22 protein-coding genes and 1 pseudogene are annotated in these 26,404 nt (G+C 71.5%); 6 read left to right on the top strand and 17 right to left on the bottom strand.

Going from position 1 to position 26,404, the window contains the following annotated elements:
* Window positions 1-12: 12 nt before the first annotated feature.
* Both ASG32_RS06330 and ASG32_RS06335 read right to left on the bottom strand, forming a co-directional pair.
* Window positions 13-1,986 (bottom strand): monovalent cation:proton antiporter-2 (CPA2) family protein, encoded by a 1,974-nt coding sequence (locus ASG32_RS06330; protein WP_056523599.1) that lies wholly within the window; start codon window positions 1,984-1,986, stop codon window positions 13-15.
* A gap of 185 nt (window positions 1,987-2,171) precedes the next feature.
* Window positions 2,172-3,788: a hypothetical protein gene (locus ASG32_RS06335; RefSeq protein WP_056523602.1), complete on the bottom strand. Its 1,617-nt coding sequence runs from the start codon at window positions 3,786-3,788 to the stop codon at window positions 2,172-2,174.
* Window positions 3,789-4,131: 343 nt separating this feature from the next.
* Here ASG32_RS06335 and ASG32_RS06340 point away from each other — a divergent pair, with 343 nt between their 5' ends.
* Complete coding sequence (locus ASG32_RS06340; protein WP_020093859.1) at window positions 4,132-4,431, top strand: hypothetical protein; 300 nt, start codon at window positions 4,132-4,134, stop codon at window positions 4,429-4,431.
* A 66-nt stretch (window positions 4,432-4,497) separates the two neighbouring features.
* On the opposite strand, the gene ASG32_RS06345 is transcribed toward ASG32_RS06340, so the two are convergent.
* On the bottom strand, window positions 4,498-4,929 hold the full coding sequence (locus tag ASG32_RS06345) for an RT0821/Lpp0805 family surface protein (protein WP_244491831.1): 432 nt from the start codon (window positions 4,927-4,929) through the stop codon (window positions 4,498-4,500).
* A 161-nt stretch (window positions 4,930-5,090) separates the two neighbouring features.
* Between ASG32_RS06345 and pdxH the strand changes: the two genes are divergently transcribed.
* Window positions 5,091-5,714: a pyridoxamine 5'-phosphate oxidase gene (pdxH, locus tag ASG32_RS06350; protein WP_082557770.1), complete on the top strand. Its 624-nt coding sequence runs from the start codon at window positions 5,091-5,093 to the stop codon at window positions 5,712-5,714.
* Between the two features lie 71 nt (window positions 5,715-5,785).
* Here pdxH and ASG32_RS06355 read toward each other — a convergent pair whose 3' ends face one another.
* The 8 genes and pseudogenes from ASG32_RS06355 to ASG32_RS06390 form a co-directional block, all read right to left on the bottom strand.
* A complete protein-coding gene (locus ASG32_RS06355) occupies window positions 5,786-6,469 on the bottom strand; it encodes a 50S ribosomal protein L25/general stress protein Ctc (protein ID WP_020093856.1) in 684 nt (227 codons plus the stop codon).
* A gap of 189 nt (window positions 6,470-6,658) precedes the next feature.
* The gene (locus ASG32_RS06360; RefSeq protein ID WP_056523607.1) at window positions 6,659-7,546 is read right to left on the bottom strand and encodes an ABC transporter permease; all 888 of its coding nucleotides are present in this window, start codon (window positions 7,544-7,546) and stop codon (window positions 6,659-6,661) included.
* Window positions 7,547-7,548: 2 nt separating this feature from the next.
* A complete protein-coding gene (locus tag ASG32_RS06365) occupies window positions 7,549-8,481 on the bottom strand; it encodes an ABC transporter permease (RefSeq protein WP_082557771.1) in 933 nt (310 codons plus the stop codon).
* A 259-nt stretch (window positions 8,482-8,740) separates the two neighbouring features.
* Complete coding sequence (locus ASG32_RS06370) at window positions 8,741-10,003, bottom strand: extracellular solute-binding protein (protein WP_056523613.1); 1,263 nt, start codon at window positions 10,001-10,003, stop codon at window positions 8,741-8,743.
* Between the two features lie 11 nt (window positions 10,004-10,014).
* The gene (locus ASG32_RS06375; protein ID WP_056523616.1) at window positions 10,015-11,010 is read right to left on the bottom strand and encodes an ABC transporter ATP-binding protein; all 996 of its coding nucleotides are present in this window, start codon (window positions 11,008-11,010) and stop codon (window positions 10,015-10,017) included.
* 48 nt (window positions 11,011-11,058) lie between these two features.
* Window positions 11,059-12,486, bottom strand: a complete 1,428-nt coding sequence (gene hydA / locus ASG32_RS06380) for a dihydropyrimidinase (protein WP_056523619.1) — start codon at window positions 12,484-12,486, stop codon at window positions 11,059-11,061.
* 235 nt (window positions 12,487-12,721) lie between these two features.
* A pseudogene (locus ASG32_RS06385) lies at window positions 12,722-13,793 on the bottom strand (helix-turn-helix domain-containing protein).
* Window positions 13,790-14,350: an isochorismatase family protein gene (locus tag ASG32_RS06390; protein ID WP_056523622.1), complete on the bottom strand. Its 561-nt coding sequence runs from the start codon at window positions 14,348-14,350 to the stop codon at window positions 13,790-13,792. The pseudogene ASG32_RS06385 and the gene ASG32_RS06390 overlap by 4 nt, the downstream one beginning before the upstream one ends.
* A 120-nt stretch (window positions 14,351-14,470) precedes the next feature.
* Here ASG32_RS06390 and ASG32_RS06395 point away from each other — a divergent pair, with 120 nt between their 5' ends.
* The 3 genes from ASG32_RS06395 (at window position 14,471) to ASG32_RS06405 (ending at window position 16,783) form a co-directional block, all read left to right on the top strand.
* The gene (locus tag ASG32_RS06395) at window positions 14,471-15,184 is read left to right on the top strand and encodes an NAD-dependent deacylase (RefSeq protein ID WP_056523625.1); all 714 of its coding nucleotides are present in this window, start codon (window positions 14,471-14,473) and stop codon (window positions 15,182-15,184) included.
* 282 nt (window positions 15,185-15,466) lie between these two features.
* On the top strand, window positions 15,467-15,691 hold the full coding sequence (locus ASG32_RS06400; protein ID WP_056523627.1) for a hypothetical protein: 225 nt from the start codon (window positions 15,467-15,469) through the stop codon (window positions 15,689-15,691).
* Between the two features lie 312 nt (window positions 15,692-16,003).
* Window positions 16,004-16,783, top strand: coding sequence for a DUF1194 domain-containing protein (locus ASG32_RS06405; RefSeq protein WP_056523832.1), 780 nt, complete (start codon window positions 16,004-16,006; stop codon window positions 16,781-16,783).
* Window positions 16,784-17,021: 238 nt separating this feature from the next.
* Here ASG32_RS06405 and ASG32_RS06410 read toward each other — a convergent pair whose 3' ends face one another.
* The 6 genes from ASG32_RS06410 to ispG form a co-directional block, all read right to left on the bottom strand.
* Window positions 17,022-17,405 (bottom strand): hypothetical protein, encoded by a 384-nt coding sequence (locus tag ASG32_RS06410; protein WP_020093846.1) that lies wholly within the window; start codon window positions 17,403-17,405, stop codon window positions 17,022-17,024.
* A gap of 74 nt (window positions 17,406-17,479) precedes the next feature.
* Window positions 17,480-19,810, bottom strand: a complete 2,331-nt coding sequence (locus ASG32_RS06415; RefSeq protein WP_056523631.1) for a xanthine dehydrogenase family protein molybdopterin-binding subunit — start codon at window positions 19,808-19,810, stop codon at window positions 17,480-17,482.
* Entirely contained in the window at window positions 19,807-20,286 is a 480-nt protein-coding gene (locus ASG32_RS06420) for a (2Fe-2S)-binding protein (RefSeq protein WP_020093844.1), read from the bottom strand. The genes ASG32_RS06415 and ASG32_RS06420 overlap by 4 nt, the downstream gene beginning before the upstream one ends.
* Before the next feature lie 516 nt (window positions 20,287-20,802).
* Complete coding sequence (locus ASG32_RS06425) at window positions 20,803-21,045, bottom strand: hypothetical protein (protein WP_056523633.1); 243 nt, start codon at window positions 21,043-21,045, stop codon at window positions 20,803-20,805.
* Between the two features lie 13 nt (window positions 21,046-21,058).
* A complete protein-coding gene (locus ASG32_RS06430) occupies window positions 21,059-23,077 on the bottom strand; it encodes a potassium transporter Kup (protein WP_056523636.1) in 2,019 nt (672 codons plus the stop codon).
* A gap of 312 nt (window positions 23,078-23,389) precedes the next feature.
* Window positions 23,390-24,715: a flavodoxin-dependent (E)-4-hydroxy-3-methylbut-2-enyl-diphosphate synthase gene (ispG, locus tag ASG32_RS06435; RefSeq protein ID WP_056523641.1), complete on the bottom strand. Its 1,326-nt coding sequence runs from the start codon at window positions 24,713-24,715 to the stop codon at window positions 23,390-23,392.
* A 384-nt stretch (window positions 24,716-25,099) separates the two neighbouring features.
* Between ispG and ASG32_RS06440 the strand changes: the two genes are divergently transcribed.
* Window positions 25,100-26,227 (top strand): patatin-like phospholipase family protein, encoded by a 1,128-nt coding sequence (locus ASG32_RS06440; RefSeq protein WP_056523645.1) that lies wholly within the window; start codon window positions 25,100-25,102, stop codon window positions 26,225-26,227.
* Window positions 26,228-26,404 lie beyond the last annotated feature (177 nt).

Consider the following 26,404-nt stretch of genomic DNA (forward strand, 5'->3'; position numbering starts at 1 on the left):
ACATCCCGCCCGTCACGCATCCCGGGCACTGCCTTCCGCCTCGAGCTCGGCCTCTGGATCGGAGTCCTCGGCGGCCTCCGTCTCCTGCGGGGCCAGGGCGGGCTTCTCCAAGAGCCGCTCGGCGGCCTCGCGCCGGTCGCTGCCCACGAGGTCGCGGGTCTCGGTGCTGAGCGCCCGGGCCGGCCGGACCGGGGCGGTCAGCGGCTCGGGCTTCAGCCCGGCCGCGGCGCCGCGCATCCAGCTGGACCCGTCCGGCAGGGCGCCCGCCTGCTGCAGGACCAGCCGCGCGATGTCGCGCTTGCGCACGTCGTCGGTCCGGGCCGTGGCGGCCTCCGGCGACAGGCCGAGCCCCTCCAGGGCCGCCCGCCCGAAGGCGAGGGCGGATTCGGCGGTCTCGCGGATCTGGTAGTCGACGTCCCGGTTCATCAGCTCCACCGCGTGCAGGCGGTCGTAGGCCCGCACGAAGGTGCGCACGCTCGAGAATTCCTCGTGGACGATGTCGACGATCTTGAGGGCGCCCTCGCGGTCGTCGACGCAGATGCAGACCAGCTCGACCCGGCCGATCCCGGCGGCGCGGAGCACGTCGAGGCGCGTGCCGTCGCCGTAGTAGATGCGGAAGCCGAAGCGCGAGGCCGCGCGCAACTGCTCCACGTCCTTGTCGATCACCGTGACCGGGATGCCCTCGGCCATCAGCACGTGCGTCAGCACCTGCCCGAACCGGCCGAAGCCGATCACCAGCACCCGCGCGTCGCCGCTCTCAGACAGCTCGGTGGAGGGCTCCTCCAGCGCGAAGGTGCTGCGCGCGTTGCGCCGCTCGATCAGCTTGTCGAGACCCTTGGCGGCGATGGGGCCGATCAGCATGGTCAGCGCGGCGAGCGCCACCGCGAAGCGCGTCGCCGTGACGCCGGTGAGGCCGAGATCCTGGGCCTGCGGCAGCAGCACGAAGGCGAACTCGCCCGCGGGCGCCAGGACCGCGGCCCCCCGCAGGGCCCCGAGGGTGTCCGAGCCGAACAGCCGGAACAGGCCGGCCACGATGGCGACCTTGACCAGGATCGCCGCCAGGGTCGCGCCGAACAGGGCCGGCCAGACCTCGCGCACGAGTGTACCGTCGATCGACATGCCGACGCTCATGAAGAACAGGCCGAGCAGCATGCCGCGGAACGGCTCGATGTCGGCCTCTAGCTGGTGGCGGAAGTTCGACTCGGCGAGCAGGATGCCGGCGAGGAACGCGCCCATCGCCATCGACAGGCCGACCTGCTCCATGAGCAGCGCGGTGCCGAGCACCACCAGGAGCGCCGCGGCGGTCATCACCTCCCGGGCGCCGCTCGCCGCGAGCAGCCGGAAGAACGGGTTCAGGCCGTAGCGGCCGACCAGCACCACCGCGAGGATCGCCGCGAGCGCCTTGCCGGTGGAGACCGCGGCCTCCCCGAGCCAGGAGACGTCGGTCGCCTCGCCGGCCGAGGCCAGCAGCGGCATCAGCGCCAGGATGCCGACCACCGACAGGTCCTGGAACAGCAGGACCGCGAAGGCGCGCGCGCCGTAGGCGCTGCCGAGATCGCCCCGCTCCTCCAGGAGCTGCAGGGCCACCGCGGTGGCCGAGAGGGCGAGCGCGAGGCCGATCACCGCGGCGGCCCCGAAGCTGAGGCCCGCCACGAGGCCGGCGCCGCCGAGCACGAGCGCGCAGACGACGAGCTGAGCGGCGCCGAGGCCGAAGATGTCGCGGCGCATCGAGACGAGCTGCGACAGGTGCAGCTCCAGCCCGACGATGAAGAGCAGGAGCACCACGCCGATCTCGGCGACGCTCGCGGCCGTGTCAGGCTCGGCGATCAGCGACAGGCCGGAGGGCCCGATCAGCACGCCGGCCACGAGGTAGCCGAGCACGGCGCTCTGCCCGATCAGCCGGAAGATCGGCACGCCGATCACGGCCGCCGTGAGGAAGGTCAGGACCGGCGGCAGGAAGCTCGCATGTTCGACGGGGCTCGCCATGGTGATCGTCCCGGCGGTTCTGCTGGATCGGCGCAGGTGGAGCCCCCGCTTAGCGCGCACGGGGCCGGGATGCGAGCCGTAAGCGGGTGCCGTTCGGCACCGACGGGCCCGCGCGGGGCGGTTCGGCCTCGGCTCGGCCCGAGAGGCGCGCTCAGCCCAGAGGCGCGCTCAGCCCAGAGACGCGCTCAGCCCAAGAGGCGGGGGCGCGCCCGGTGCGATCCGTCGATGAACTCGAAGCCACCGGCGGCGCTCAGCATGTGCAGGCGCGTGCCCGGCCAGGCCGCGCCCGGGCACAGGCGCGTCTCGACCCGCTGCGCGTAGGCCTCCTCGTCGAGGCGCAGGATCCGGGCGAGGCCGAGCGCCGCGCCGTAGCCCTGGCGGCAATCCTGGACGGGCCGGATCAGGCCGCCGTCGCGCGCCACGATCGGGCCCGCGGCCCGGGCGGAGCCGATATCGATCAGCACCGGGTTGCGCCGGTGCGGGGTCCAGGGCCCGCGGAAATGCGGCGCGTGCCAGAGATGGAGCGTGTCGGAGTAGCTGCCGCCGCCGGCCCGGACCGTGGCGAACATCCACCAGCGGCCGCCGTGCTGCAGCAGGGTCGCGTCCCCGGCCACGACCCCGTCGAGGAGAACCGCCTCGTGGACCCACCCGCGCGGGAAGTCGGTGGCCCGGTAGAGGTCGATCGTCCCGGAGGCGTGGGATTCCGGGATCATCCAGACCTGCCCGTCCGCCTCGAACACGAACGGGTAGGAGAGGTGGGTCTCGAGCTCGAGCACCGGCTCCGGACGGCCGCGGGGCCCGTTCTCCCCGAAATCCACCGCTGCGATCACGCCCTTGCCGCGGCGGTAGTCGAATTCCTCCACGAACAGGGTCACGGCGCCGTCCCGGGCGATCGCGAAGGGGTCGGCGTAGAAGCGGCGCCCGTCGTCGGGAAGGACCTGCCAGCCGCCTTCGGGATGCCGGCGCAGGTCGATCAGGTCGGGGCCGACGATCCGCCGCCAGCCCACCCGCCAGTGCGGGCCGTGGAAGCAGAGGGCGTAGAGCCGGCGGGCGATCTGGCGGGCGAGCCCCCCGGCGGCCCGGCGGCGGGCGCCCAGGCCGCCGAGGTCGTAGGCGGCCGCGGGCCGCAGGGATGCTCCGGCGCCGTCGGGGAGCGCCGTCGAGGCGGCGCCGTCCAGGGCGGCGAGGATCAGCGTGATGGTCCGCGCGAGGTAGCCCTCGAAGGCCGTGAGCATCACCGTGTGCGATTCCGTGCCGAGGCGGCCGACCGCCACCGGCGCGCCGTCCGGCCCGCGCAGGGCCGCCACCGGCGCCCCGTGGGCGAACAGGGCGGCGAGGAGGCCGGCCTCGCCCGGCATCCCGTCGTAATCGAGCCGCCAGGCCGGCGCCGGGCCGGGATCCGCGGGGCTGTCCGAGAGGTCGAGGACGAGGTCGGCGGCGCTCCCGACGGGCTCCGCGCCGTCGGGGCTCGCCTCGTAGGGGGCGAGGGCCACCGGCTCCGCCGCGGTCGCCAGACCCGGCCGCGGCAGGCCGTGGATGGCGGCCTCCAGGCGGAACAGGAGCTCCGCGTTCGGCGGCAGGCCCTCCGCGTGCTCGACCCAGGCGACGCGGATCCGATGGTCGGGCCGCTGCCCGAGCTGGTCGAGGAGCCGGATGTGCCAGCCGCGCAGGGACCGGCGGTCGAGCCGCACGACGATGGTCCGGGTGCGGGCGCGCGTCCCGGAGGGCGACGGCTCCGTCCGGGCGGGAGCCCGGCCACCGGTCGCCGACGGCCGGTCCGTGCCTCCGATCACCCGCTCCATCAGCCGGTCGGCCCCGCGCCCCGCGTGCCGGATTTCGTATCGACGCTCACGGCGGCCAGACCCAAGATGCGCCCGGCCTCGACCCTCGATACGGTCGAGCCAGGCTCGAATGCTGTTACGCCGCGCCACGATCAAGCACGGCCGCGTGGCTGTCTACCGGTTCAAGCTTAACGTGCGGGACGATTTCTGGACGATGAACCGGAAAAATCGAAACGCCGTCCTTCAAATAAACGCGTGTTGGCGGGTCGTGATACAATGTCGCGAGGCGGTGGCGGTTCGCCGAGGGGAACTCCACCTTGAGCTGGACCGTTCGCCAGTCAAGGACCTGGTGCGGAGACAGGACATGACGCGCAAGACGCTGACGATGCCCCTCGCGGCGATGCTCCTCGCCGCCATTCCGGGAACGGCCTTCGCCTGGGGCGGTGGCGGCGGTGGCGGCGGCGACAGCGGGAGCGGCCTCTCCCCCTACGCGGCGCTGAGCGGCAACGACCGCTCGGCCGGGGTCAACAACGGCAATTATCGCGACCCGGCCCTCGACCCCTACATCCGGACCTACGATCCGGAGGCTGCGGCCCGCTACGCGGCGCCGCCGGCCGCGCAGCCGCGCCTGCGCGTGCGGCCGTATTACGGGTACCCCTACTGAGGCGATCTGCCTGAGGCGATCTGCCTGAGGCGATCCGCGGAGGCCGTCGCGCGACGGCCTCGTCGTTCAGGAGCGTCCGACGCCGCTCGCGGCCCGGACGCGCTTGAGCGTCCACGGACCGCCCGAGAGCTTGCAGCCGGTGCCGCGGACGAAGCGGCTGCGGGTCGGCGCGATCACCGATGCCAGGAAGTTGCGGCAGATCAGCTCGTCCGACACGTACGGGAGCCCGGTCGGGTTGACCGACCCGTGAAGCCCGGTCTCCGGGTTGTCCCACTTCACCGGGCGCCCGTTGCCCTGCGGATCGAGAGCGACGCCGAGGGCGGCCCGCGCCCGGCGCCAATCCTCCTCGGCGAGGTCGTCCCCGAAGCTCACGGGCCGCTTCTCGATGCTGCCGGTGACGGTCGGCTCCTCGACGACGCGCGGCGCCGCCGCCGGCGGATCGCCCCGGAAGACCAGCAGGGGCTGGCTGCAGCCGCACAGGGCCATCGCCATCGCCATCGACACCACCGACACGGACGCGCAGATGCGCGAACGCCGGCTTGGCCCTTTACACGCGCATCCCCGCATTACACCTGACTCACGACGGGCTATTCGCTCGACCGAACATGCCGATGTCGGTGCCCCCTCAGGCCCTGGACGCGGCTGGCAGGAGTCTTGGCGTGGATCAGTTAAGGACCGATGACCCGAAGAGCGCGGACTTCACGCTGAGCGAGGACCCCGTCGGGCTGTTCGCGACCTGGATGAAGGAGGCCGAGGCCTCCGAGCCCGAGGACGCGAACGCGGTGGCGCTCGCCACCGCCGGATCGGACGGGCTGCCGGACGTGCGAATGGTCCTGCTGAAGGACTTCGACGCCCGAGGCTTCGTCTTCTACACCAACACGCAGTCCACCAAGGGGGAGGAGCTGGCGCAGAACCCCCAGGCGGCCCTGGTGCTGCACTGGAAGAGCCTGCGCCGGCAGGTGCGGGCCCGAGGGCCGATCACGCCGGTCACGGCCGCGGAGGCCGACGCCTATTTCCAGAGCCGCCGCCGGGAGAGCCGGCTCGGGGCGATCGCCAGCCAGCAATCCCGCCCGCTCGCCGACCGCGCCACGCTGATGAACGCGGTGGCGGAGCTGTCCGAGCGCTACGGCGACGGGCCGATCCCCCGGCCGGAGCACTGGACCGGATTCCGGATCGCGCCGGTGAGCGTCGAGTTCTGGCAGAACGGCGATTTCCGCCTGCACGACCGGGTCCGCTTCACCCGGACGGGCGCGGGCTGGAGCCGGGCGCGGCTCTATCCCTGACATCAAGCCGAAACGCAGAGAGCCCCGGCAGGGCCGGGGCTCTCGCGTCGCGTGACGGGTGGCGCTGAGGCTCAGGCCTCCTCGCCGTCCTTCTTCTCGTCCTCGGCGGACTCCTCGGCCTTCTCCTCGGCGGCCTCGGCCGACTGCGCCTCGGCGATGGCGGCCTCCTCGGCCTCCACCTCGGCACCCAGCACGGTCGGCGGCACGATGTTGGCCACCGGGTCGGTCTGCTCGCCGGTGTAGGTGCCGGCCGGGATCTTGATGTCGGAGACGTGGATGACGTCGCCGATCGCGCGGCCGGTCAGGTCGACCTCGATCGCGTCCGGGATCTGGTCGGGGGCGACGTCGAGGCTCAGCGTGTGGGCCACGATGTTGAGGGTGCCGCCGAGCTTCTTGATGCCGGGGGCCGCGTCCTCGTTGACGAAGTGCACCGGCACCTCGACCGTGACGGTCTGGCCCGAGACGACGCGCAGGAAGTCGACGTGCAGCGGCACGCCGGTCACCGGGTCGAGCTGGAAGTCGCGCGGGATCGCGCGGACCTTCTTGCCGCCGGCGTTGATCTCGAACAGCGTGGTCTTGAAGCCGCCGGCGTAGATCAGGGTGCGGGTGCGGATGAGGTCGACCGCGATGGATTGCGGCGGCTGGCCACCCCCGTAGATGACGGCGGGAACTTGGCCCTGGCGACGAACGGCCCGGGCGGCCCCCTTGCCGACCCGGTCGCGTGCCACGGCCTCAAGCGTCTTCACAGCGCTCATGGCGTGATCCTTTACGATTGCTGGAGCCGGAAAACGAAAAGGCCGCCCCTGGCGGACGGCCACATCCTTCCCGGCGCGCCCCTGCCTCCAAGGGTGTCTCGGGGGCGCGCCGTGCGCATACACGGGCGGGGGCGGATTGGCAATGCGGCGGCGCCGCCGACCCGCGGCGGCCCGGCCGTCCGGAATCGATCACAGGCCCGCCAGCGCCCGCCGCGCCCGGCGCTTCTGCAGCCACAGGGTCAGGCCGAGCGCGGTCCCGATCACCAGCGCCGAGACGGCCGTGGTGACCGTGCCGAGGGCGTAGATCTCCGGCGTCGTCACCGTCGTGGTCAGGCCCTGCAGTTCCAGCGGCAGGGTGTTGCGGCCGCCGATCGCCTGGCTGGTGCGGGCAAGCTCGTCGAACGACAGGGTGAAGCCGAACAGCGCGACGCCGACGAGCGCGGGCGCGAGGATCGGCACCACCACGTGCCGGAGCGTCTGCGGGCCGCTGGCGCCCAGGTCGCGGGCGGCCTCCTCGTAGGCCGGGTCGAACCGGTTGAACACCGCGAACATGATCAGCAGGCCGAAGGGCAGGGTCCAGGTGAGATGCGCGCCCAGCGCCGAGCTGTAGAGGCCCATCAGCGTGCCGTGATCCTGCAGGAAACCCCAGCCGGTGGCGGCGGCGAGCGCCTTCACGGCGTCGTCGAGGAGCCGGAACTCCAGGCCGATGCCCAGCGAGACCACGATCGAGGGCACGATCAGGCTCGAGACCGCCAGGGCGAAGACGAGGCCGGCCCCGCGAAACCCCTTCCGGAAGGCGAGGCCCGCGTAGAATGCGATTCCCACGGTGAGCGCCATGACCACGAGGCCGAGGGCCAGCGAGCGCCGCAGCGCCGCCCAGATGTCGATCACGCCGACGCCTTCCCACAGCTTGGCGAACCAGTGGGTCGAGACGCCGTTCATCGGGAAGGTCAGGCCGCCGGACGGGCCCTGGAAGCTGAGCGCCAGGATCGTCAGCGTCGGCCCGTAGAGGAACAGCACGTAGAGGGCGAAGACTGCCGCCAGCAGGTAGAAGGCGCGGCCGCGGGGCTGGTCCATCGCTACAGCTCCCGCCGGAGATCGATCATCCGGGTGAGCCCCAGGATCATCAGCAGCACGGCGGCGAGCAGCACAACGGCGTTGGCGGCGGCGGCCGGGAACTGCAGGTAGGACATCTGCACCTGGATCACCTTGCCGACGCTGGCGATCTGCTGGCCGCCCATGACGCCCACGGTGACGAAGTCGCCCATCACCAGGGTCGTCACGAAGATCGTCCCGATGGCGATGCCGGGCTTGGCGAGCGGCAGGATCACGTTCCACAGAATCTGCGCGCCGGACGCGCCGCCGTCGCGCGCCGCCTCGATCAGCCGCCGGTCGATGCGCGCGAGGCTGTTGAAGATCGGCACGATCATGAACACCGTGTCGAGGTGCACGAAGGCCAGCACCACCGCGAAGTCGGAGTAGAGCAGGCCGTCGATCGGCTGCCGGATCAGCCCGAGGGTGCGGAGCGTGTCGTTGACGAGGCCGTTGCGGCCGAGCAGCGGGATCCACGAGATCATGCGGATCACGTTCGAGGTCCAGAACGGGATTGTGCAGAGCAGGAACAGGCCCATCCGCACCGTGCCGGAGCGGATGTGGAAGGCCAGGAAATACGCGATGGCGAAGCCCAGCGGCAGGGTGATCGTCAGCGTCAGCGCGACGAACTTCACCGTGGAGAGGTAGGTGCGCAACGTCGTGCAGAGGTCGGCCGACAGGCAGCCGTCGAACACGTCGGCGTAGTTCTGCAGGGTCAGGGCCGGGATGATCTCGTACTCGTTGTACTCCCAGAGGGAGACGATCCCGGTGAGCACCAGCGGCACCACCAGGAAGACCAGGAAGACGAGGGCCAGCGGCGCGGCCTGGAGATAGGCGAGGGCGCGGCCGCGCGGGCGCGCCGCGACGGTGGGCGCTGCGGTGTTCGCAGCGGCCGCGGCGGGCAGGGCGAGATCGCTCATCGGGCTCGCCCCACGCGTGCTGATGCGTCCCATCTCCTCAGTGGGGTGCGATGCGCACGCATCGGTTCCGGCAAGGCGCGACGCGCCCCCTCTCCCGTGCGGGAGAGGGTTGGGGTGAGGGACAGGGGCTTTCCGGAGAGGTCGCATCCCTCACCCTGTCCCTCTCCCGCACGGGAGAGGGGACCCGCGTTCCATCCAGCCGCCGCGTGGCCGCGCAGGATGGGGCTCTTCGGTCGCTTGCAGCGGGCGCCCACCGCCCTCACGCCGCGATGAACTCGTTCCACTTGCGCACCATGTAGGTGTTCTCGTCCATCACGGCGTTCCAGCAGGCGACGGCGCCCATCCGCGCGTCGAAGGAGCCGCCGTCGCGGGTGGCGCCGGCCTTCTCGATCAGGGTGCCGTCGGGGCCGAGGATGTCCTTCTCGGCGGGCTTCCCCTCCATCCAGAAGGCCCACTCGTAGGGCTGCATGTTCGCCTGGGCGGTCTCCAGCACGGCGGAGTAGTAGCCCTGCCGGTTGAGGTACGCCCCGGCCCAGCCGGACAGGAACCAGTTGATGAAGTCGTAGGCCGCGTCGAGCTTCCGGCCGCTCAGCGTCTTGGGGATGCCGAAGCCCGAGGCCCAGGCCCGGTAGCCCTCCTTCAGCGGCTGGTAGGTGCAGGGCACGCCCTGCGCCCGCACCTTGGTGACGGCGGGCGACCACATCGACTGGATCACCGTCTCGCCGGAGGCCATCAGGTTCACGGATTCGTTGAAGTCCTGCCAGAAGGCCCGGAACTGGCCGGCGCGCTTGGCCTCGATCAACACCTTGATGGTGCGGTCGATCTCGGGCTTCGTCATGTTGCCCTTGTCGCCGTAGGTGTAGTCGCCGGTCGCCTCCACCACCATGGCGGCGTCCATGATGCCGATCGACGGGATGTTGAGGATCGAGGCCTTGCCCTTGAAGGCCGGGTTCAGGAGCTCCTTCCAGCTCGTGACGGGCATCTTGATCAGGTCCGGCCGGATGCCCAGCGTGTCGGCGTTGTAGACGGTGGGGATCAGCGAGATCCACTGAGTCTGTTCGCCGGCAAATTTTTTGGAGTCGATGCCCTCCAGGTAGAAGACCTTCTTGGGCGCCGTGCCCTGGTCGCCGATCTTCTTGCCCGCGACCTCGCCCTTGGTGAAGACCGAAGAGATCTTGTCGGCGAGCTTGATCCGCTTGGCGTCCATGCCCTGCAGGTTGCCAGAGGGCAGGATCTTCTTGAGGCTGAAATACTCGGTGTCGATCAGGTCAAAGGAGTTCGGCTGGGTGACCGCCCGCTTGGTCACCTCGTCGGTCACCACCGGAATGTATTCGAGGGTGATGCCCAGATCCTCCTTCACCTTCTTGGCGATGTCGGCGGACTGATTCACGGCGGTGCCGAGATAGCGGAGGGTCACGGGCTCGGCGGCGTGCACCGCCGGGAAGCCGGTCACCGGCGTCGTGGCGAGCGCGGCGGCCCCCTTCAGGAGCGTGCGCCGGCTCGGCTTCTGGGGCAGGTCCATGGTGGTCTCCGTTAGGCGTCGAGGCGGTGGGCGGCGGAAGCGTCCCAGCCGACCGGGATCGTGTCGCCGGGGCGGAGCGGGCGGGCCGCGAACTCCGCGTCGCTGAGGATCGCCGTGAGGGCGGCGGGGCTCTCGGGCGCGCGCTCCAGCCCCTCGGCGTCGAGGCCGACATGGACGCTGGTGCCCTGGTACTCGACGGCCACCACCCGGGCCGGCCGCGCGGCGGGGCCGGCCTCGGCGCCGAGCCGCATCCGGTCCGCCCGAACGGCGACGAGCCCCTCGGGCAGCCGGATCACGTTGTGGCCGCCGATGAACCGGGCCACGAAGGCGGTGGCCGGGCGCTCGAACACGGTGCGCGGGTCGGCGGCCTGCTCGATCCGGCCGGCATTCATCACCACCACGAGGTCGGAGAGCGCCATCGCCTCCTCCTGGCTGTGGGTGACGTGGATGAAGGTGAGCCCGAGCTCGGTCTGGATCCGCTTCAGCTCGACCCGCATCCGCACCCGCAGGAACGGGTCGAGGGCGGAGAGCGGCTCGTCGAGGAGCAGCACCTTCGGGCCGGTGACGAGGGCGCGGGCGAGGGCCACGCGCTGCTGCTGGCCGCCCGAGAGCTGGGCCGGCAGGCGCCCGGCGAGGTGGCCCATCTGCACGAGGTCGAGCATGGCTATCGCCTTGGTCCGGCGCTCCGCCTTGCCGATCCCGCGCATCTTGAGGCTGAAGGCGACGTTGTCGCGCGCGTCGAGATGCGGGAACAGCGCGTAGCTCTGGAACATCATGGCGGTGCCGCGCTCGGCCGGGGCGGCGTCGCCCACCGCCTTCGGGCCGATCACCACGTCGCCCGCGCTGGCGCGCTCGTGCCCGCCGATCATCCGGAGCGTCGTGGTCTTGCCGCAGCCGGAGGGGCCGAGCAGGCAGCAATAGGCGCCGGACGGCACCTTCAGGTCGATGCGGTCGACCGCAATGGCCGCGCCGTAGCGCTTGGTCAGGCCGATCAGCTCGACGTCCATGCGGTTCTCCCCCGGGAGCTGCAGGCAAGCGGCGGGCCAGCGCGGCCGTCAGGCGTCCCGCCGCTCGGCCGGATCGACGGCCCGGTCGAGCACCCGCCCGCGGCCCGGCTCGGACAGGACCCGGCCATCCTCGGCGATCACCTGGCCGCCCGCGATGGTCACCACCGGCCAGCCGGTGACGTCGAACCCCTCCCAGGGCGTGTAGTCGGAGCCGTGGTGCAGGTTCGCCTGGCGGATGGTCTCGCGCCGGTTCGGATCCCACAGGGTCAGGTCGGCGTCGAAGCCCGGGGCGATCGAGCCTTTGCGCGGGTAGAGCCCGTACAGCCTGGCGTGGTTCGTGGCGGTGAGCGCGGCGAACTGGTTGAGGCTGATCCGCCCCTTCGAGACGCCCTCCGAGAAGAACACCGGCAGGCGCGTCTCGATGCCGGGGATGCCGTTCGGGATCCAGCGGAAGGAGGTCTTCCCCCGCGGGTTCAGCTTGCCCTGCGGATCGTCGTAGCGGAACGGGCAATGGTCGGACGAGACCACGTCGAAGATCCCGCGCCGGATCCCCGACCACACCGCCTCCTGGCTCTCGACGTCCCGCGTCGGCGGCGAGCAGACGTACTTCGCCCCCGCCATGGGATCCTCCTGGCCGAGCCCCTTCATGTCCTCGGCCGTCAGCGTCAGGTATTGCGGGCAGGTCTCGGCCCGGATCTTCAGGCCCCGCGCCTGCGCCCAGGCGATCTGCTCGGTGGCCTCGCGCCCCGAGACGTGGACGATGACGATCGGCAGGTCGATCAGCTCCGCGTGGCTGATCGCCCGGTGGGCCGCCTCCCGCTCGACGATCTCCGGGCGCGACAGGGCGTGACCGTAAGGCTTGGTCTCGCCCGCTCGCTCCAGCCGCTCGCTGAGATAGCGGATCGCGTCGTAGCCCTCGGCGTGGACCATGACCCGGGCGCCCTGCCGCCGCGCGACGTGGAACACGTCGAGGAGCTGGCGGTCGTTCAGCACGAGGTCGTCGTAGGTCATGAAGACCTTGAACGAGGTGTAGCCGTCGGCCACCAGCGCCGGCAGCTCCTGGCCGAGCACCGCCTCGGTCGGGTCCGAGATGATCATGTGGATCGCCACGTCGACGTGGCACTGGCCCTCGGCCTTGGCCCGGTAGGCGTCGACCGCCCCGCGCAGGGAGGCGCCCCGGGGCTGGAGCGCGAACGGCATCACGCAGGTGTTGCCGCCGGCCGCCGCCGCCCGGGTGGCGCTGGCGAAGTCGTCGGCCATGACGATGCCCGGGCCGGAATCCTGGGCGATGTGGACGTGGCTGTCGATGCCGCCCGGCAGGACCAGCAGGCCGGAGGCGTCGATCACCCGGGCGGCGTCGGCGATACCCTCGGCCACCGCGACGATCCGCCCGCCGCGCACGCCGATATCGGCCCGGACCGTGTCGCTCGCCGTGACCACCGTGCCGCCCCGGATGGCAAGGTCGAATTCAGGCATGCCGCTCACTCCTCCGCGCCAGCGGGCGCGCCGGGCCGATGCACGGTCTGCGCCGATTCGGGCTGACCGGTTCGGCACGGCAGGAGGTCACAGGCCGCTGTTCGGGTCCAGCGGGCCGCGAGCGGCACGGCCTGACGCACACGGTTCCAGCCGAAGCCTTCGGCCGTCGTCGCTCTCCCGTCATCACGAGCGCAGCGACGTGACCCAGGGGCGCGCGACGCCGGAAAGCGGAGCGCTACCCTGGATTGCTTCGCTCCGCTCGCAAGGACAGGTGTCTCGCGGGGTGCCTCGGGCGGACCGGCGCGGACGCCCCGTCCGCGGGTCCAGCACGCAGGCGCGATGGCGCCGCTGCGTGGAACTGCCGCCAGACGCGGCGCATGTGCCGGGCGGAGCCGAAGCCGGCGCGCTCGGCGACCTGCTCCAGGCCGAGGTCGCTCTGCGCGATCAGCTCCCGGGCCAGCGCGACGCGGGACCGGTTGACCGCGTCCGTCAAGGTCATGCCGGCGTGGAGCCGGAACAGCCGCGCGAGGTTGCGCGGGCTCGCGCCCACGACCCGGCCGAGCAGCGCCGGCGACCAGTCCCGGGCCGGGTCGGCGGCGATCGCGTCCTGGGCCCGGTGGACCGCCGGGTGCAGATGGCCGCGCCCCTCGAGCCAGGGCGAGAGTTGGGGATCGTCGGGCCCGCGCCGCATGTACACGACGAGCGTCCGCGCGACGGCGACCGCCGTCGCCGGGCCCGCCCACTCCGCCACGAGGTGCAGCATCAGGTCGATGCCGGCCGTGACGCCGGCGCTGCTGAACCGGTCGCGGTCCTGCACGAAGAGGCGGTTGTCCAGGACCCGGGCCCTTGGGGGCCGCCGCCCTCAGCCGGTCGCAGCTGGCATGGTGGGTGGTGCAGGCGTAGCCGTCGAGGAGCCCGGCCCGCGCCGCGAGCAGCGCGCCCTCGCAGACGGTCGCCACAATGTGGCCCGGCCGGATGACGCCGCGCAGCCACGCGACGATCTCGGCCTCCGCGTCGGCGTCGGCCGCCGGGTCCGGCGCGTCGCCGAGCACCTGCGTCGCGGAGCCCGGCAGGAGCACGACCGTCCCGTCCGCCACCGTCTCCGGCAGCGGTCCGGCACCGCCCAGGTCGAGCCCGATCGAGCAGCGGGTGAGCGCCCGCGGTGCCGCGTACGCCACCGCGAAGCCGACCCGGTCCTGGACGGTGCCGGCGATCCGCAGCACCTCCAGCGGGCCGGCGAGGTCGAGCAGCAGCGCGCGCGGCGGCAGGACCACGAGGACCGGGATGTGCCGCGCCGCCCCGCTCACGCGGCGACCGGCAGGTCCGGGCCGGCCAGCGCCTGGTCCACGGTGGCGATCCGGGCGAACCGGTCGGTCAGCACCAGCTCGGTGCGGGCCTTGATCTCGTCCGCGCCGAAGCGGCGGCCGTCCGGGTGGGTCATGGCGAAGGTCAGGGTGGCCTCGGTCACGTAGTCGACCTGCCAGCCGCTGTCGGAGGCGTGGCGGGCCGTGGTCTCGCAGCACTGCTCGGTCCGGATGCCCGACACGATCAGCCGGCGGATGCCGTGCCGCGTCAGCCAGCCCGACAGGCCGCTATCGACCAGGGCGCTGTGCCGGCGCTTGTGGAAGGTGGCCGTCGGCGCGATCACGACCGGCGCGAGGGTACGGACGTAGCCGGAGGCAATGGCGAACGGGCCGCTCTCGGCCACGTGGAACACCTGCAGGACCGGGATCCGCCGCGCGGCGGCGCCGTCGATGAGCGCCTGCAGGCGCGCGGTGAAGGGCGGGACATCGGCGTCGTTCCAGAAGGGCCTGTGCCGGAAGGATTCCTGGACATCGATGACCAGCAGCGCAACATCGGACATTTCGTGTCTCCCGTTCGGTGAAGCGAGCCGCAGCATTCACCGGCGGGACCCGGCGGGAAAGAAACCGCACCGCCAACGAGCGGACATATCCGGCCATTCTCGGGCGAATAGGAGCCGCGCGTGAGCGACCATCCCAAGACGATCTTCGTGCTCACCGGGGCCGGCGTCTCGGCCGAGAGCGGGCTCGGCACGTTCCGCGACCGCGGCGGGATCTGGGCGCGGTTCGACCCGATGAAGCTCGCCACACCGGAGGCCTACGCGGCCGATCCCGACACGGTGCTCGACTTCTACGACCATCGCCGCCGCGGCGTGGTCGCGGCCGAGCCGAACGCCGCGCACTTCGCTCTGGCACGGGCCGAGGCGCGGATCGCCGACCGGGGCGGGCGGCTGTTCCTGTGCACCCAGAACGTCGACGACCTGCACGAGCGGGCCGGCTCGCGGGCGGTCACCCACATGCACGGCGAGCTGCTCAAGGCGCGCTGCTGCGCCTGCGGCGCGGTCACCCCGTGGCGCGCCGACCTGAGCCGGGCGGACAGCTGCCCCACCTGCAGCACTCCGGGCCGGATGCGGCCGGACGTGGTCTGGTTCGGCGAGATGCCGATGCACCGCGACGCGATCGAGGCGGCGCTCTCCGAGGCCGACCTGTTCGTGGCCGTGGGCACGTCGGGGGCGGTCTACCCGGCGGCCGGCTACGTGCGGCAGGCCCAGGCCCTCGGCATCCCGACCTGCGAGGTCAACCTGGAGCCGTCCGACAACGCCGACGCCTTCGACGCGACCCGCTACGGGCCGGCGAGCGTCGCGCTGCCGCGCTACCTCGACGAGCTCGGCCTCTAGCGGGGCGACCGGCCGACGGCGGGGATTCGGGGCCGGCCGCGGACGGGGCCGACCACGCGGCGTTCGCCTTCGGGCTCGCCAACCTGTTGTGCGAACGGGGTTTCTCGGCCCGTGATCCGCCGGACCGGGCCAGGATCAAAATCTTAAATGACGCGAATCACATCGGCGCGAGCTGTCAAGAACTGGTCGGGCAGTTGCCCACGGGTTACAACAGTCAAGCTCGGGATCGGCGTCGCGGCCTACCCGAGCGTTCGTTGAAGCCACAAGGGGAAGCAACTACCCATGCAGCACTTCACCGTAACCGACCGCGAGCGTGACACCGTCCTGGCGGCGCTGCGCTATTACCAGTTCTACCGGATGCAGGGGCATCCGTTCGATCCCCGTCAGGATCACCTGATCGACACCATCGCCGGCCGGGCCGGCGATGCGCTGGACCTCGCCGAGATCGACGATCTCTGCGCCGGCCTGAACGGCAACCGGCACGCCCTCGCGGCCGCAGCGGCCTGACGCCTCTTCCGGGGCGGCCGCGGCCGCCCTCGACGACCCCGCGGCCGGCCCAGGGATGGGGCCGGAGGACGGGCCGCCTCCGAGATGAGCGGGTCACCGCCGCCGGAGCCGAGCTATCCTCACCGGGGCCGGGCATCTGCCCGACCGACACCCCGCCGACGCGCATCCGGGACCTCCCACGGCGCGTCGGCCCGACGGGCGGACCCGCACGACGGGCCCCCCGAAAGGCCGGTTTCGCGCGACGTCGAAACGTGGCCTAACGGATGCGCGACGGCCGCAGGGCCGCGCCTTCCGGGAGCGCCGAGGCCGATGATGCGGACGGGTTCGCGACGGATCCGCCGCGGCGTGCTGCGGAGCGCCGGCCTCCTGCTCCTCGGCCTGGGTCCGGCCGCCGCCGCGCCCGAGAGCGTCGCCACCGCGCTCATCGTCTCCGTGGACGTGTCGCAATCCGTCGACGACGCGCGCTTCCGGCTGCAGATGGAGGGCATCGCCGAGGCCCTGGAGGATCCGTCGGTCCTCGGCGCGATCACCGGCAATCCGGGCGGGATCCTGTTCGCGATGGTGACCTGGGCCGACCGGGCGACCCTCGCGGTCGGCTGGCGGCGGATCGCCGGCCGGGCCGATGCCGCGGCGGCCGCGGCCCTGGTGCGGGCGACGCCGCGCCAGGCGGGCGAGTTCACCTGCCTCGGCCAGATGTTCCGCACCGTGACCGCCGCCGTGCTCCCGGCGCTCCCGGTCCCGGCCGAGCGCGTGGTGGTCGACGTCTCCGGCGACGGGATCGACAACTGCACCGACGCCGCCAGTCTCGCGGAGGCGCACCGGTCACTGCTCGACACCGGCGCGACGATCAACGGCCTGCCGATCCTGGTGCCGGGCGAGAACGACGTGGTCGGGGCCGGGGCCTACCGGGCGCCCGGCTACGGCCTGCTCCCGACGCCGCTGCCGCAGGAGCGCACGGGCCTGGAGCAGTGGTACCGCGCCCACGTCATCGGAGGCCCGGGCGCCTTCCTGCTGGCGGCTGCCGGCTACGACGATTTCTCCAGGGCGCTGCGGCGGAAATTCGTGATCGAGATCAGCGCGCTGGGGCGGTGACGGGGCTCTCCCCGGACGTACGTCACGCGGATCGAATCGCCCTCGCGGCCGGCCCTGGGCCTACCGTGATGGGCCGGCTCGGACCTGACGGAGGCCGGGGTATTACGCGCTCCGTCATCATGAGCGAAGCGACTCAGGGCAGCGCGACCTCGGAAGGCTTGGCGTGACCCTGGGTTGCTTCGCTCCGCTCGCAAGGACGGTGGGACAGAAACGGATAACCGGAAAGCGTATCAGCCCCTCAGGGTGCCTTCTTCAGCTGCTGCTCGGCGCGGGTGAGCGCCGCCTCGCACGCCTGCGCGTCGCCCTTCTGATCCGCCGTGCGTGCCTCTTCCAGGGCGACCTTCGCCTGCTGGGCGGCGTCCGCGCCCTGGCCGGCCTGGGCCGACTTCTCCGGCGGCGCCTGCGGCGACTCGTTCGCCCGCTGGCCCTCCGTCCCGGTGACACCCTCGCCGCCGCGCTTGGCGGCGTTACCCTGGCCGCTGGTCGAGGCGGAGATCGACTGGGTCAGCTCGGACTGGACCCGCTTGGAGACGCCCTCGATCCGGTCGCCGCAGGGCGAGGCGAGGGCGGGGGCCGCCGTCAGGATCAGGGTCAGGCAGGCCGTCAGGGCGGGACGCATCATCGGGTCGAGTACTTTCCAAGAGAATGGGGCCGCGGGTTTCCCCACGGCCCCAACGCCTCGCGACGGGTGACGGTTCAGGCGCTCAGCTGATCGCGGATCGGCAATTGCCGGACCCGCCGGCCGGTGGCCGCGAAGATCGCGTTGGCGATGGCCGGCGCCACCGGCGGCACGCCGGGCTCGCCGACGCCGCCGAGCGGACCGTCCCAGCGGCCGGTCGGCACCAAGTGCACGCGGACCGCCTTCGGGGCGGCGTCAATCCGGAGGACCTCGTAGCCGTCGAAGTTGTTCTGGACCGCCCGGCCCTGCTTGAAGGTGATCTCGGAGGTGAGGGCGAGCCCCATCCCCATGACCACGGCGCCCTCCATCTGCGAGCGGATGCGCTCCGGGTTGACCTGCGGGCCGCAATCGACCGCGATGTCGATCGCCTTCACCTGGACCTGGCCCTTGTCGTCGACCTCCACCTCGGCCGCCACCGCCGTGTAGGTGACGAAGCTGTAGTGGCCGGCGATGCCGAGGCCGGTGCCCTTGGGCATCTGGCGACCCCAGCCCGCGCCCTTGGCGGCCGCCTCGATCACGCCGCGCAGGCGGCCGGTCTCGATCGGGTAGCGCTTCGGGTCCTCGCCGTAGTTCCAGACGTCGCCGATCTCGGTCGGGCTGATCTTGCGATCGGGTCCGATGAGCGCGAGCAGGTACTCCTTCGGCTCGCGGCCGGCGGCGTGAGCCAGCTCCGACACGAAGGACTGGATCGCGAAGGCGTGCGGGATGTTCGACACCGAGCGGAACCAGCCGATGCGGGCATGCGCGGCGGCCTCGGGGTTCTCCAGCCGCATGTTCGGGATGTCGAGCGGCGTGTTGACCAGCCCCATCCCGAGCTCGAACGGCAGCTCGTGCTTCGGGTCGGGCGCGAAGATCGAGCCGATCGTCGGCGCCACCGAGCGGTGCAGCCACGCCACCGGCATGCCCTTGTCGTCGAGGCCGGCCTCCAGCCGCTCCACCGAGATCGTGTGGTAGAAGCCGTGGTGGAGGTCGTCCTCGCGGGTCCAGGCCAGCTTCACCGGCGCGCCGTCGACGGCCTGCGAGCAGAGCGCCGCCTCGACCACGTAATCGGGCTTCGACTTGCGCCCGAACCCACCGCCGAGCAGCGTAACGTTCACCTTGACCTTGTCGTCGGGCAGCTTGAGCGCCTTCATCAGGCGGTCGTTGGCGGCCTGCGGACCCTGGACGCAGGCCCAGGCCTCGCAGAACCCGTCCTTCACCCGGGCTACCGCAGCCGGGGGCTCCATGGGAGCCTGGGCGAGGTGCGGCACGAAGTACTCGGCCTGGACCTTGGTCTTGGCCTTGGCCATGGCGCCGTCGACGTCGCCCTGCGTGCGCACGACCTTGCCGGGCTTGCGCGCGGCGGCCTCCAGCTCCTTGCGGAACGCGTCGGTATCGTAGCCGGCGTTCGGGCCGTCGTCCCAGGTGATCTTGAGCGCGTCCCGGGCCTTCAGGGCCGCCCAGGTGTTCTTGGCCACCACGGCGACGCCGCCGAGCGGCATGAACTCCGAGGGGATCGGGGTGGCGTCGATCTTGAAGATCTTCACGACGCCCGGGACCTTCTTGGCCTCGCTGTCGTCGAAGGACTTCACCGTGCCGCCGTAGACGGCCGGGCGCGCGACGACCGCGTACAGCATCCCGTCGAGCTTGGTGTCGAGGCCGTAGACGGCCTTGCCGGTGGTGATGTCGAAGTTGTCGATCAGACCGATCTTGCCGGTGCCGATGTAGCGGAAGTCCTTGGGATCCTTCAGCTTGACGTCGGTGGGCACCGGCAGCTCGGCGGCGGCCTTGGCGACCGCGCCGTAGCCGAGGGTGCGGCCCGACTTGGCGTGGGTCAGCGTGTGGTTGACGGCCGTCACCTCGGAGGCCGGCACGCCCCACTGCTTGGCCGCCGCCTGGATCAGCATCAGCCGCGCGGCGGCGCCGGCGTGGCGGAAATGCTGGAAGAAGTGGCGGGTCGAGCGCGAACCGTCCGTGTCCTGGTTGCCGAAGCGGCTCTCGTCGCCCCAGGCCTGGACGACCTTCACCTTCGCCCAGTCGGCCTCCAGCTCGTCGGCGACCGTGAAGGCCACAGAGGTGCGGATGCCCTGGCCCATGTCGGAGCGGTGGTTGGTCACCGTGACGGTGCCATCCGGCGCGATGGCGACGAAGACCTTCGGGTCGTCGCGCCAGCCGTGCGGCATGCCGTCGGCGCCGAACTTCTGCTCCTTCTGCTCCTTGGTCTGGGTCTCGTCGGCCCGGGCCGGGCGCAGCGAGAGGGCCAGAACCAGGGCGCCGGCGCCGCCGAGGATGCCGCGGCGGCTGACGTTGTCGAGGGCCGGCGTGGTGCCGGCGGCGAGCTCAGCGGTGAGCTTGGCGTCGTGGATCACAGGCGCTCTCCCTTGCTGGCGGGCGCCGTCTGGCCGGCGGCCTGATGGATCGCGGCGCGGATGCGTGGGTAGGTGCCGCAGCGGCAGATGTTGCCGCTCATCGTGGTGTCGATGTCGTCGTCGGTGGGCTTCGGCGTGTCCTTGAGGAGGGCGGCCGCCTGCATGATCTGGCCGCACTGGCAGAAGCCGCACTGGGCGACGTTCTGGTCGCGCCACGCCACCTGCACGGGATGGTTGCCGTCCGGCGACAGACCCTCAATGGTCACGACCTCCTGGCCGGCGGCCGCCGAGACCGGCGTGATGCAGGCGCGCGTCGCCGCGCCGCCGAGATGGATGGTGCAGGCCCCGCAGAGCGACACGCCGCAGCCGAACTTGGTGCCGGTGAGCCCGAGCTCGTCCCGCAGGTACCACAGCAGCGGCATGTCGGGGTCGCCGTCGAAGCTGCGCGCAGCCCCGTTCACGGTGAGTTTGATCATCGTTGCGTCCTGTCTGGCGGCGCCGGAGCGGCGATCAGTCGGGTCCGAGCCGGGCCGGGGGCCTCGGCCGGCTTAGCCGGCTCACGTTCCCCGGTGCGGACAGGCCGCGGGGCGAACGCTCAAGCTCAGAATAATAAATATTCTAAGGCACGCGGCGGGGTCGGCGCAACGCGGGGACGCGGCCGGTCATCCCCGAGCCTCTGCGCCCCGGGCATGCCGCGTGCGGCGGCGCACATGGGCGACCATCGATGCGGAGACGCGGGCCAGTCGATTCAGGCCAGCGGCCCGGTCAGCCGCGCGCCGTGGCCGCCGACGGAGCGACGCACTTCGCTCCGCTTGGCGCCCCAGCACTGCACCTCGGGTTGGGGCGCTTCGTTGCGCGTGATGACGGGCGACCGCTGTCGATCTTCGTCGGGCCGGCAGCTCAGCCCTCGAAAGTTTTGTCGGCGCCGATCAGAAGATCGCGGCCGTTCTTCGAGATAGGGAAGCCGTACTCGTCACCGGGATTCTCCCATATCAGGCACCGGCCTTATGGGCCGCGCTTACGTGGAGATCGAGACCGATCTTCTGCATCGCCATATGGAGCGCCTGCAGGGCGTCCGCTCCGGCTCCGAAACTGTCTCGCGGCTGCTCGGGCCAATCGATCGTGTAGCGACAGATCCAGTGCCCGTCCGCGTATTCCGGCGCGCGGAGCCGGACCGGGACAGGGACATCGCCGTCCGGAGCCCGGATCGTCAGGACGCGCACGCCGATGACCATGGCGGCGCGGCCCTCAGACCGTCACCTGCGTCCCGACCTCCACCACGCGCCCGGTCGGGATCTGGAAGAAGTCCGTGGCGTCGTTGGCGTTCTTGGCGAGGGTGATGAAGATCCGGTCCTGCCAGAGCGGCATGCCCGAATGCGCCGCCGGCCGGATCGAGCGGCGCGACAGGAAGAACGACGTCGCCATGATGTCGAACTTGAAGCCCTGGCGGCGCAGCAGCACCAGCGTCTTCGGGATGTTCGGCGTCTCCATGTAGCCGAACTTCATCACGACCTTGTAGAAATGCGGGCCCACCGGCTCGATCCGCACCTTGTCGGCCTCGTTCGAGCGCGGCGTGTCCACCGTCTCGACGGTGAGGATCACGTTCTTCTCGTGCAGCACCTTGTTGTGCTTGAGGTTGTGCAGGAGCGCCGCCGGGGCGATCTCGGGATCGCTCGTCAGGAACACCGCGGTGCCGCGCACGTGGTGGGGCGGGCTCTTCTCCAGCATGCCGACCAGCTCGACCAGCGGCACGTCGGTCTTGCGGGTCTTGTTGAACAGGATCGTCACCCCGCGCACCCAGGTCCACATCAGGATGATGAGGCCGCCCGCGAGCAGCAGCGGCACGTAGCCGCCCTCCACGACCTTGATCAGGTTGGAGAGCAGGAACAGGAACTCGAGGACGATGAAGGGCAGCATCACGGCTGCGGCCGCCACGGGCGACCACTTCCACATGCGCCACATCACCAGGAAGGTCAGCGAGGCGGTGAGCAGCATGGTGCCGGTCACCGCGATGCCGTAGGCCGAGGCCAGCGACGACGAGGTCTTGAACAGCACGGCGAGCAGCACGACGCCGAACATCAGGAGGGCGTTGATCTGCGGCAGGTAGATCTGGCCGGCATGCGACTCGGAGGTGTGGCGGATCTCCAGCCGCGGCAGCAGGCCGAGCTGGATCGCCTGCCGGGACAGCGAGAAGGCGCCGGTGATCACCGCCTGGCTCGCCACCACGGTGGCGATCGTGGCGAGCACCACCATCGGTAGCAGGCCCCAGGCGGGCACGAGCTGGAAGAACGGATCGGCCGTGTCGGGCTTCTCCAGCACCAGGGCCGCCTGCCCGAGATAGTTGAGGGCGAGCGCCGGAAAGACGAGGCAGATCCAGGCCACCTGGATCGGCTTGCGGCCGAAATGGCCGAGATCGGCGAACAGGGCCTCGGCCCCGGTCACCGCCAGGAACACCGCCCCCAGGGCGATCAGCGCGCCGCTGCCGTGGCCGAGCAGGTAGTGCACGGCGTGCCAGGGATTGAGCGCGCGGAACACCTCCGGGTGCAGGGTGATGTGCGGCAGCGCCGCGAGCGCCATGGCGAGGAACCACACGACGGTCACCGGCCCGAAGAAGGCCGCCACCTTCCCGGTCCCGCGGTTCTGCACGAGGAACAGCGCGACGATGATCACCACGGTGATCGGCAGGACGTACTCGTCGAGGGCGGGCGTGACGAGCTTCAGGCCCTCCACCGCCGAGAGGACCGAGATCGCCGGCGTGATCACCGCGTCGCCGTAGAACAGCGAGGCGCCGAGCAGCCCCAGCATGAACACGATGCGCGAGCCGCCGAGCGCCTTCCGGGCCAGCGCCATCAGCGAGAGGATGCCGCCCTCGCCGTTGTTGTCCATGCGCAGCAGGATCGCGACGTACTTGACCGTCACGATCATGAAGAGGGCCCAGAGGATCAGCGACACGGTGCCGATCACCTCCTCGGGCAGCAGGATGCCGTCGGTCCGGGCCGGGACCAGCGCTTCGCGGAACGCGTAGAGCGGGCTGGTGCCGATATCGCCGTAGACGACGCCGACGGAGCCGACCAGCAGCGTCCAGAACCCGGCATGGCCGTGCTGGGTCTCGGCCTTCTCGGGGGCGTCGAGGCTGCCGGCGGTGGCCGGCCCGTGCGTCGGCGCCGGGGCGCCGGTCTCGTCGGCGGCCTGGGCGGCCGCGCGCGCGGCGTCGGGGGCTGCGGGCGCGGGCTGGGGGGCTACGCCGGGTGCGAAGGTTTGGCTCATGCGGATGTCGGAAGCTCGGGCGTGGCCGGCGCTTCGCGGTTCGGCTCAGGGGCCAGTCGGGGCCGGGCAGAAAACGCGAAGACTCCGCCGAACCGTGCGGGCCGGCCACCGGGCCGACCGCTCGCGGGATCGTGCGGCCTTGCTATCATGCCCTCGTGCGCCCGGAAACCGTGTGCACCCGCGAAGAACGCGGAGCTGGGTCTCGGCACGGCGGGCCACGCCGCCAACGTTAACCGGACGCGCGGCGCCCCGGAGCGACGGCGGGAGGCGACGCGGTCTCCGTCTCGCGGGACCTGCGCGTCGGCCCGCCCGTCACTCGGCGGCGGTGCGGTTCCCGCCCTGGCCGAATCGGCGCTCGATGTAGTCGATCACGATCGTCTCGAAGTCCTTGGCCAGCGTCGGGCCGCGGAGCGTCATCGCCTTCTTGCCGTCGATGAAGACCGGCGCGGTCGGGGTCTCGCCGGTGCCGGGCAGCGAGATGCCGATATCGGCGTGCTTCGATTCGCCCGGGCCGTTCACGATGCAGCCCATCACGGCGACGTTCAGCCCCTCAACGCCCGGATAGGTCTTCTTCCACTCCGGCATCGAGGTGACGATCCAGTTCTGGATGTCGCGGGCGAGTTCCTGGAACGTGGTCGAGGTCGTGCGGCCGCAGCCCGGGCACGCCGCCACCATCGGCACGAAGGTGCGGAACCCCATGGTCTGCAGGAGTTCCTGGCTGGCCTTGACCTCGACGGACCGGTCGCCGCCCGGCTCGGGGGTCAGCGAGTACCGGATCGTGTCGCCGATCCCCTCCTGGAGCAGCACGCCGATGGCGGCCGAGGCGGCCACGAGACCCTTCGATCCCATGCCGGCCTCGGTGAGGCCGAGATGGATGGCGTAGTCCGAGCGGCGCGCCACCTCGCGGTAGACGGCGATCAGGTCCTGCACCGCCGAGACCTTGGCCGAGAGGATGATCTTGTTCTGCGGCAGGCCGAGCTCCACGGCGCGGTCGGCCGAGCTGATCGCCGAGCGGACCATCGCCTCGCGCATCACCGCCCGGGCGTCGATCGGCCGCGGCGCCTTGGCGTTCTCGTCCATCAGGTGGGTGAGCAGCTCCCCGTCCAGCGAGCCCCAGTTGGCGCCGATCCGCACGGTCTTGTTGTGCTTGATCGCCTGCTCGATGATCGCCGAGAACTGCGTGTCCTTCTTGTCCTTGAAGCCGACGTTGCCGGGGTTGATCCGGTACTTGGCCAGCGCCTCCGCGCAGGCCGGGTGGTCGGCGAGCAGCTTGTGGCCGATGTAGTGGAAGTCGCCCACCAGCGGCACGTGGACGCCGATCCGGTCGAGGCGCTCGCGGATCTTCGGCACTGCGGCCGCCGCCTCGTCGCGGTCGACCGTGATGCGCACGAGCTCCGAGCCGACCCGGGCGAGCTGGGCGACCTGCGCCACGGTGGCATCGATGTCGGCCGTGTCGGTGTTGGTCATCGACTGGACGACGATCGGGGCGCCGCCGCCGACGGTGACCGCGCCCTCGCCCTCGCCGACCGTGACGCCGACGGTGCGGTGGCGCGGGGCGGGGCCGGCGATCTCCGGTCCGCCGCCGGCCAGCGGGTTGTCGGCGGGGTTCTCGGAACGGGTGGCTTCCATGACTTCCATCGTGGACTTTCGCGGGCGCGCCTCGCGGGTGCCGGAGCCGTGACGGCTGCCGGGCCGGTCCCGGGGACACGCCTCGCCGGAACTTCGGGGCTGCCGCGGGTTAGCTGCGGACGACCCGGCGCCGCGTCAACCCGGCGCCGCGCGGGGCAGCATCGCGCAGGACAGCATCGCGGCTGTCATGTCGTATCCGGGCGCGGATGTCGAGTTTCCTGCACGTCCCGGAGGCACCCGCCGCCGCCGCCAGCCGGTTTTCGTCGGACTCTGTTGCCGATTCGCTCGGGCCGGGGCAGGTGCCGGCGCGGGGCGAGCACCCCGCCGCGATCCCGTCGCACGGTTGATGCTGCATCGCAGCATCCCATCTGTGTGGTGGATCAGGAGACCGACATGAGCGAGCAATTCGGTGGCGCCGAGCCGCACAACCCCGCCACCGCCGTTCCCGAATCGCCCGTCACCGACGCGATCGAGGCGCAGCCGGCGCAGGCGCCGGGCCCCGCGCTCGCCGGGCCCAAGTTCGAGAAGCCGGTGGCGCTCGCCCTCCAGGGCGGCGGCGCGCACGGCGCCTTCACCTGGGGCGTGCTCGACGCGCTCATCGAGGACGGCCGCCTCGGCTTCGAGGCGGTGACGGGGGCGAGCGCCGGGGCGATGAACGCCGTCGTCCTGGTGGATGGCTGGCTGAAGGGCGGCCCGGACGGGGCCCGCGAGGGTCTGGAGCGGTTCTGGCGCGAGGTCAGCCTCGACGGCGACCTGGGGCCGGCCCAGCGCAACCTCGTGAGCGGCCTGTTCAGCCTGTGGAAGGGCAACCCGGTGGCCGAGTTCTGGGCCAAGATGCTGGCGCCGAGCCCCTACGTGTCGAACCCGCTCAACATCAATCCGCTGCGCAAGGCGCTCGCCGAGCAGGTCGATTTCGACCGCCTCCGCGAGGCCGACACGGCGGGCCTGTTCGTGTCGGCGACCAACGTCTGGACCGGCAAGCTCGCGGTGTTCGAGCGCGAGCGCCTGACCGTCGACCACCTGATGGCCTCGGCCTGCCTGCCCACGGTCTTCCAGGCGGTGGAGATCGACGGCGTGCCCTACTGGGACGGCGGCTACCTCGGCAATCCGCCGCTCTACCCCCTGCACCGCGGCGCCCAGACCCGCGACATCCTGCTCGTGCAGATCAACCCCGTGGAGCGGCGCGAGACTCCGCGCACGGAGGCCGAGATCCGCGACCGGCTCAACGAGATCACGTTCAACGCGAATCTGATGCGCGAATTGCGGGCGATCGACTTCCTCGACGGGCTGATCGAGGAGGGCACCCTCGGCCAGGGCCAGTACCGCCGGGTCCTCGTGCACCGGATCGACGGCACCGACGCCCTCGAGGACTACAACGCCGCCTCCAAGCTCGACGCGCGCTGGACCGTGTTCAAGCGCCTGCGCGACAAGGGCCGCGCCGCCGCGCAGGCCTGGCTCGCCGAGAACTACGAGCGGATCGGCCGGGATTGCACGGTCGACCTTCAGCAGGCGTATCAGTGATGGGCCCCTCGGGTCGCGTACGGATAATTGATCTCGAGACATTCTCCTGTCGAGATCTGTCAAAGATTGTCGAATCTGGCAGATTATCGGCCTGCCGTTCGGTGGAAGGAAAGGAGTTTGCGTAGATGGATCTTGGTCTGGCTTGGAGTTAATAAAAATTTCTCTTCATAAGCGACG

Origin of the sequence: Methylobacterium sp. Leaf361 (assembly GCF_001424445.1) — a bacterium.
Classification (GTDB): Bacteria; Pseudomonadota; Alphaproteobacteria; order Rhizobiales; family Beijerinckiaceae; genus Methylobacterium.

Excerpts from the sequence above, each read along its gene's own strand:
- ASG32_RS06365 (WP_082557771.1), bottom strand. The coding sequence starts at position 8,481 with ATGAGCGATCTCGCCCTGCCCGCCGCGGCCGCTGCGAACACCGCAGCG.
- ASG32_RS06420 (WP_020093844.1), bottom strand. The coding sequence starts at position 20,286 with ATGATCAAACTCACCGTGAACGGGGCTGCGCGCAGCTTCGACGGCGAC.
- ASG32_RS06410 (WP_020093846.1), bottom strand. The coding sequence starts at position 17,405 with ATGATGCGTCCCGCCCTGACGGCCTGCCTGACCCTGATCCTGACGGCG.
- ASG32_RS06335 (WP_056523602.1), bottom strand. The coding sequence starts at position 3,788 with ATGGAGCGGGTGATCGGAGGCACGGACCGGCCGTCGGCGACCGGTGGC.
- ASG32_RS06375 (WP_056523616.1), bottom strand. The coding sequence starts at position 11,010 with ATGGACGTCGAGCTGATCGGCCTGACCAAGCGCTACGGCGCGGCCATT.
- ASG32_RS06330 (WP_056523599.1), bottom strand. The coding sequence starts at position 1,986 with ATGGCGAGCCCCGTCGAACATGCGAGCTTCCTGCCGCCGGTCCTGACC.
- ASG32_RS06340 (WP_020093859.1), top strand. The coding sequence starts at position 4,132 with ATGACGCGCAAGACGCTGACGATGCCCCTCGCGGCGATGCTCCTCGCC.
- ASG32_RS06400 (WP_056523627.1), top strand. The coding sequence starts at position 15,467 with ATGCAGCACTTCACCGTAACCGACCGCGAGCGTGACACCGTCCTGGCG.
- ASG32_RS06355 (WP_020093856.1), bottom strand. The coding sequence starts at position 6,469 with ATGAGCGCTGTGAAGACGCTTGAGGCCGTGGCACGCGACCGGGTCGGC.
- hydA (WP_056523619.1), bottom strand. The coding sequence starts at position 12,486 with ATGCCTGAATTCGACCTTGCCATCCGGGGCGGCACGGTGGTCACGGCG.
- ASG32_RS06440 (WP_056523645.1), top strand. The coding sequence starts at position 25,100 with ATGAGCGAGCAATTCGGTGGCGCCGAGCCGCACAACCCCGCCACCGCC.
- ASG32_RS06360 (WP_056523607.1), bottom strand. The coding sequence starts at position 7,546 with ATGGACCAGCCCCGCGGCCGCGCCTTCTACCTGCTGGCGGCAGTCTTC.
- ASG32_RS06370 (WP_056523613.1), bottom strand. The coding sequence starts at position 10,003 with ATGGACCTGCCCCAGAAGCCGAGCCGGCGCACGCTCCTGAAGGGGGCC.
- ispG (WP_056523641.1), bottom strand. The coding sequence starts at position 24,715 with ATGGAAGTCATGGAAGCCACCCGTTCCGAGAACCCCGCCGACAACCCG.
- ASG32_RS06345 (WP_244491831.1), bottom strand. The coding sequence starts at position 4,929 with ATGGCGATGGCGATGGCCCTGTGCGGCTGCAGCCAGCCCCTGCTGGTC.
- ASG32_RS06425 (WP_056523633.1), bottom strand. The coding sequence starts at position 21,045 with ATGGTCATCGGCGTGCGCGTCCTGACGATCCGGGCTCCGGACGGCGAT.
- ASG32_RS06390 (WP_056523622.1), bottom strand. The coding sequence starts at position 14,350 with ATGTCCGATGTTGCGCTGCTGGTCATCGATGTCCAGGAATCCTTCCGG.
- ASG32_RS06405 (WP_056523832.1), top strand. The coding sequence starts at position 16,004 with ATGCGGACGGGTTCGCGACGGATCCGCCGCGGCGTGCTGCGGAGCGCC.
- ASG32_RS06430 (WP_056523636.1), bottom strand. The coding sequence starts at position 23,077 with ATGAGCCAAACCTTCGCACCCGGCGTAGCCCCCCAGCCCGCGCCCGCA.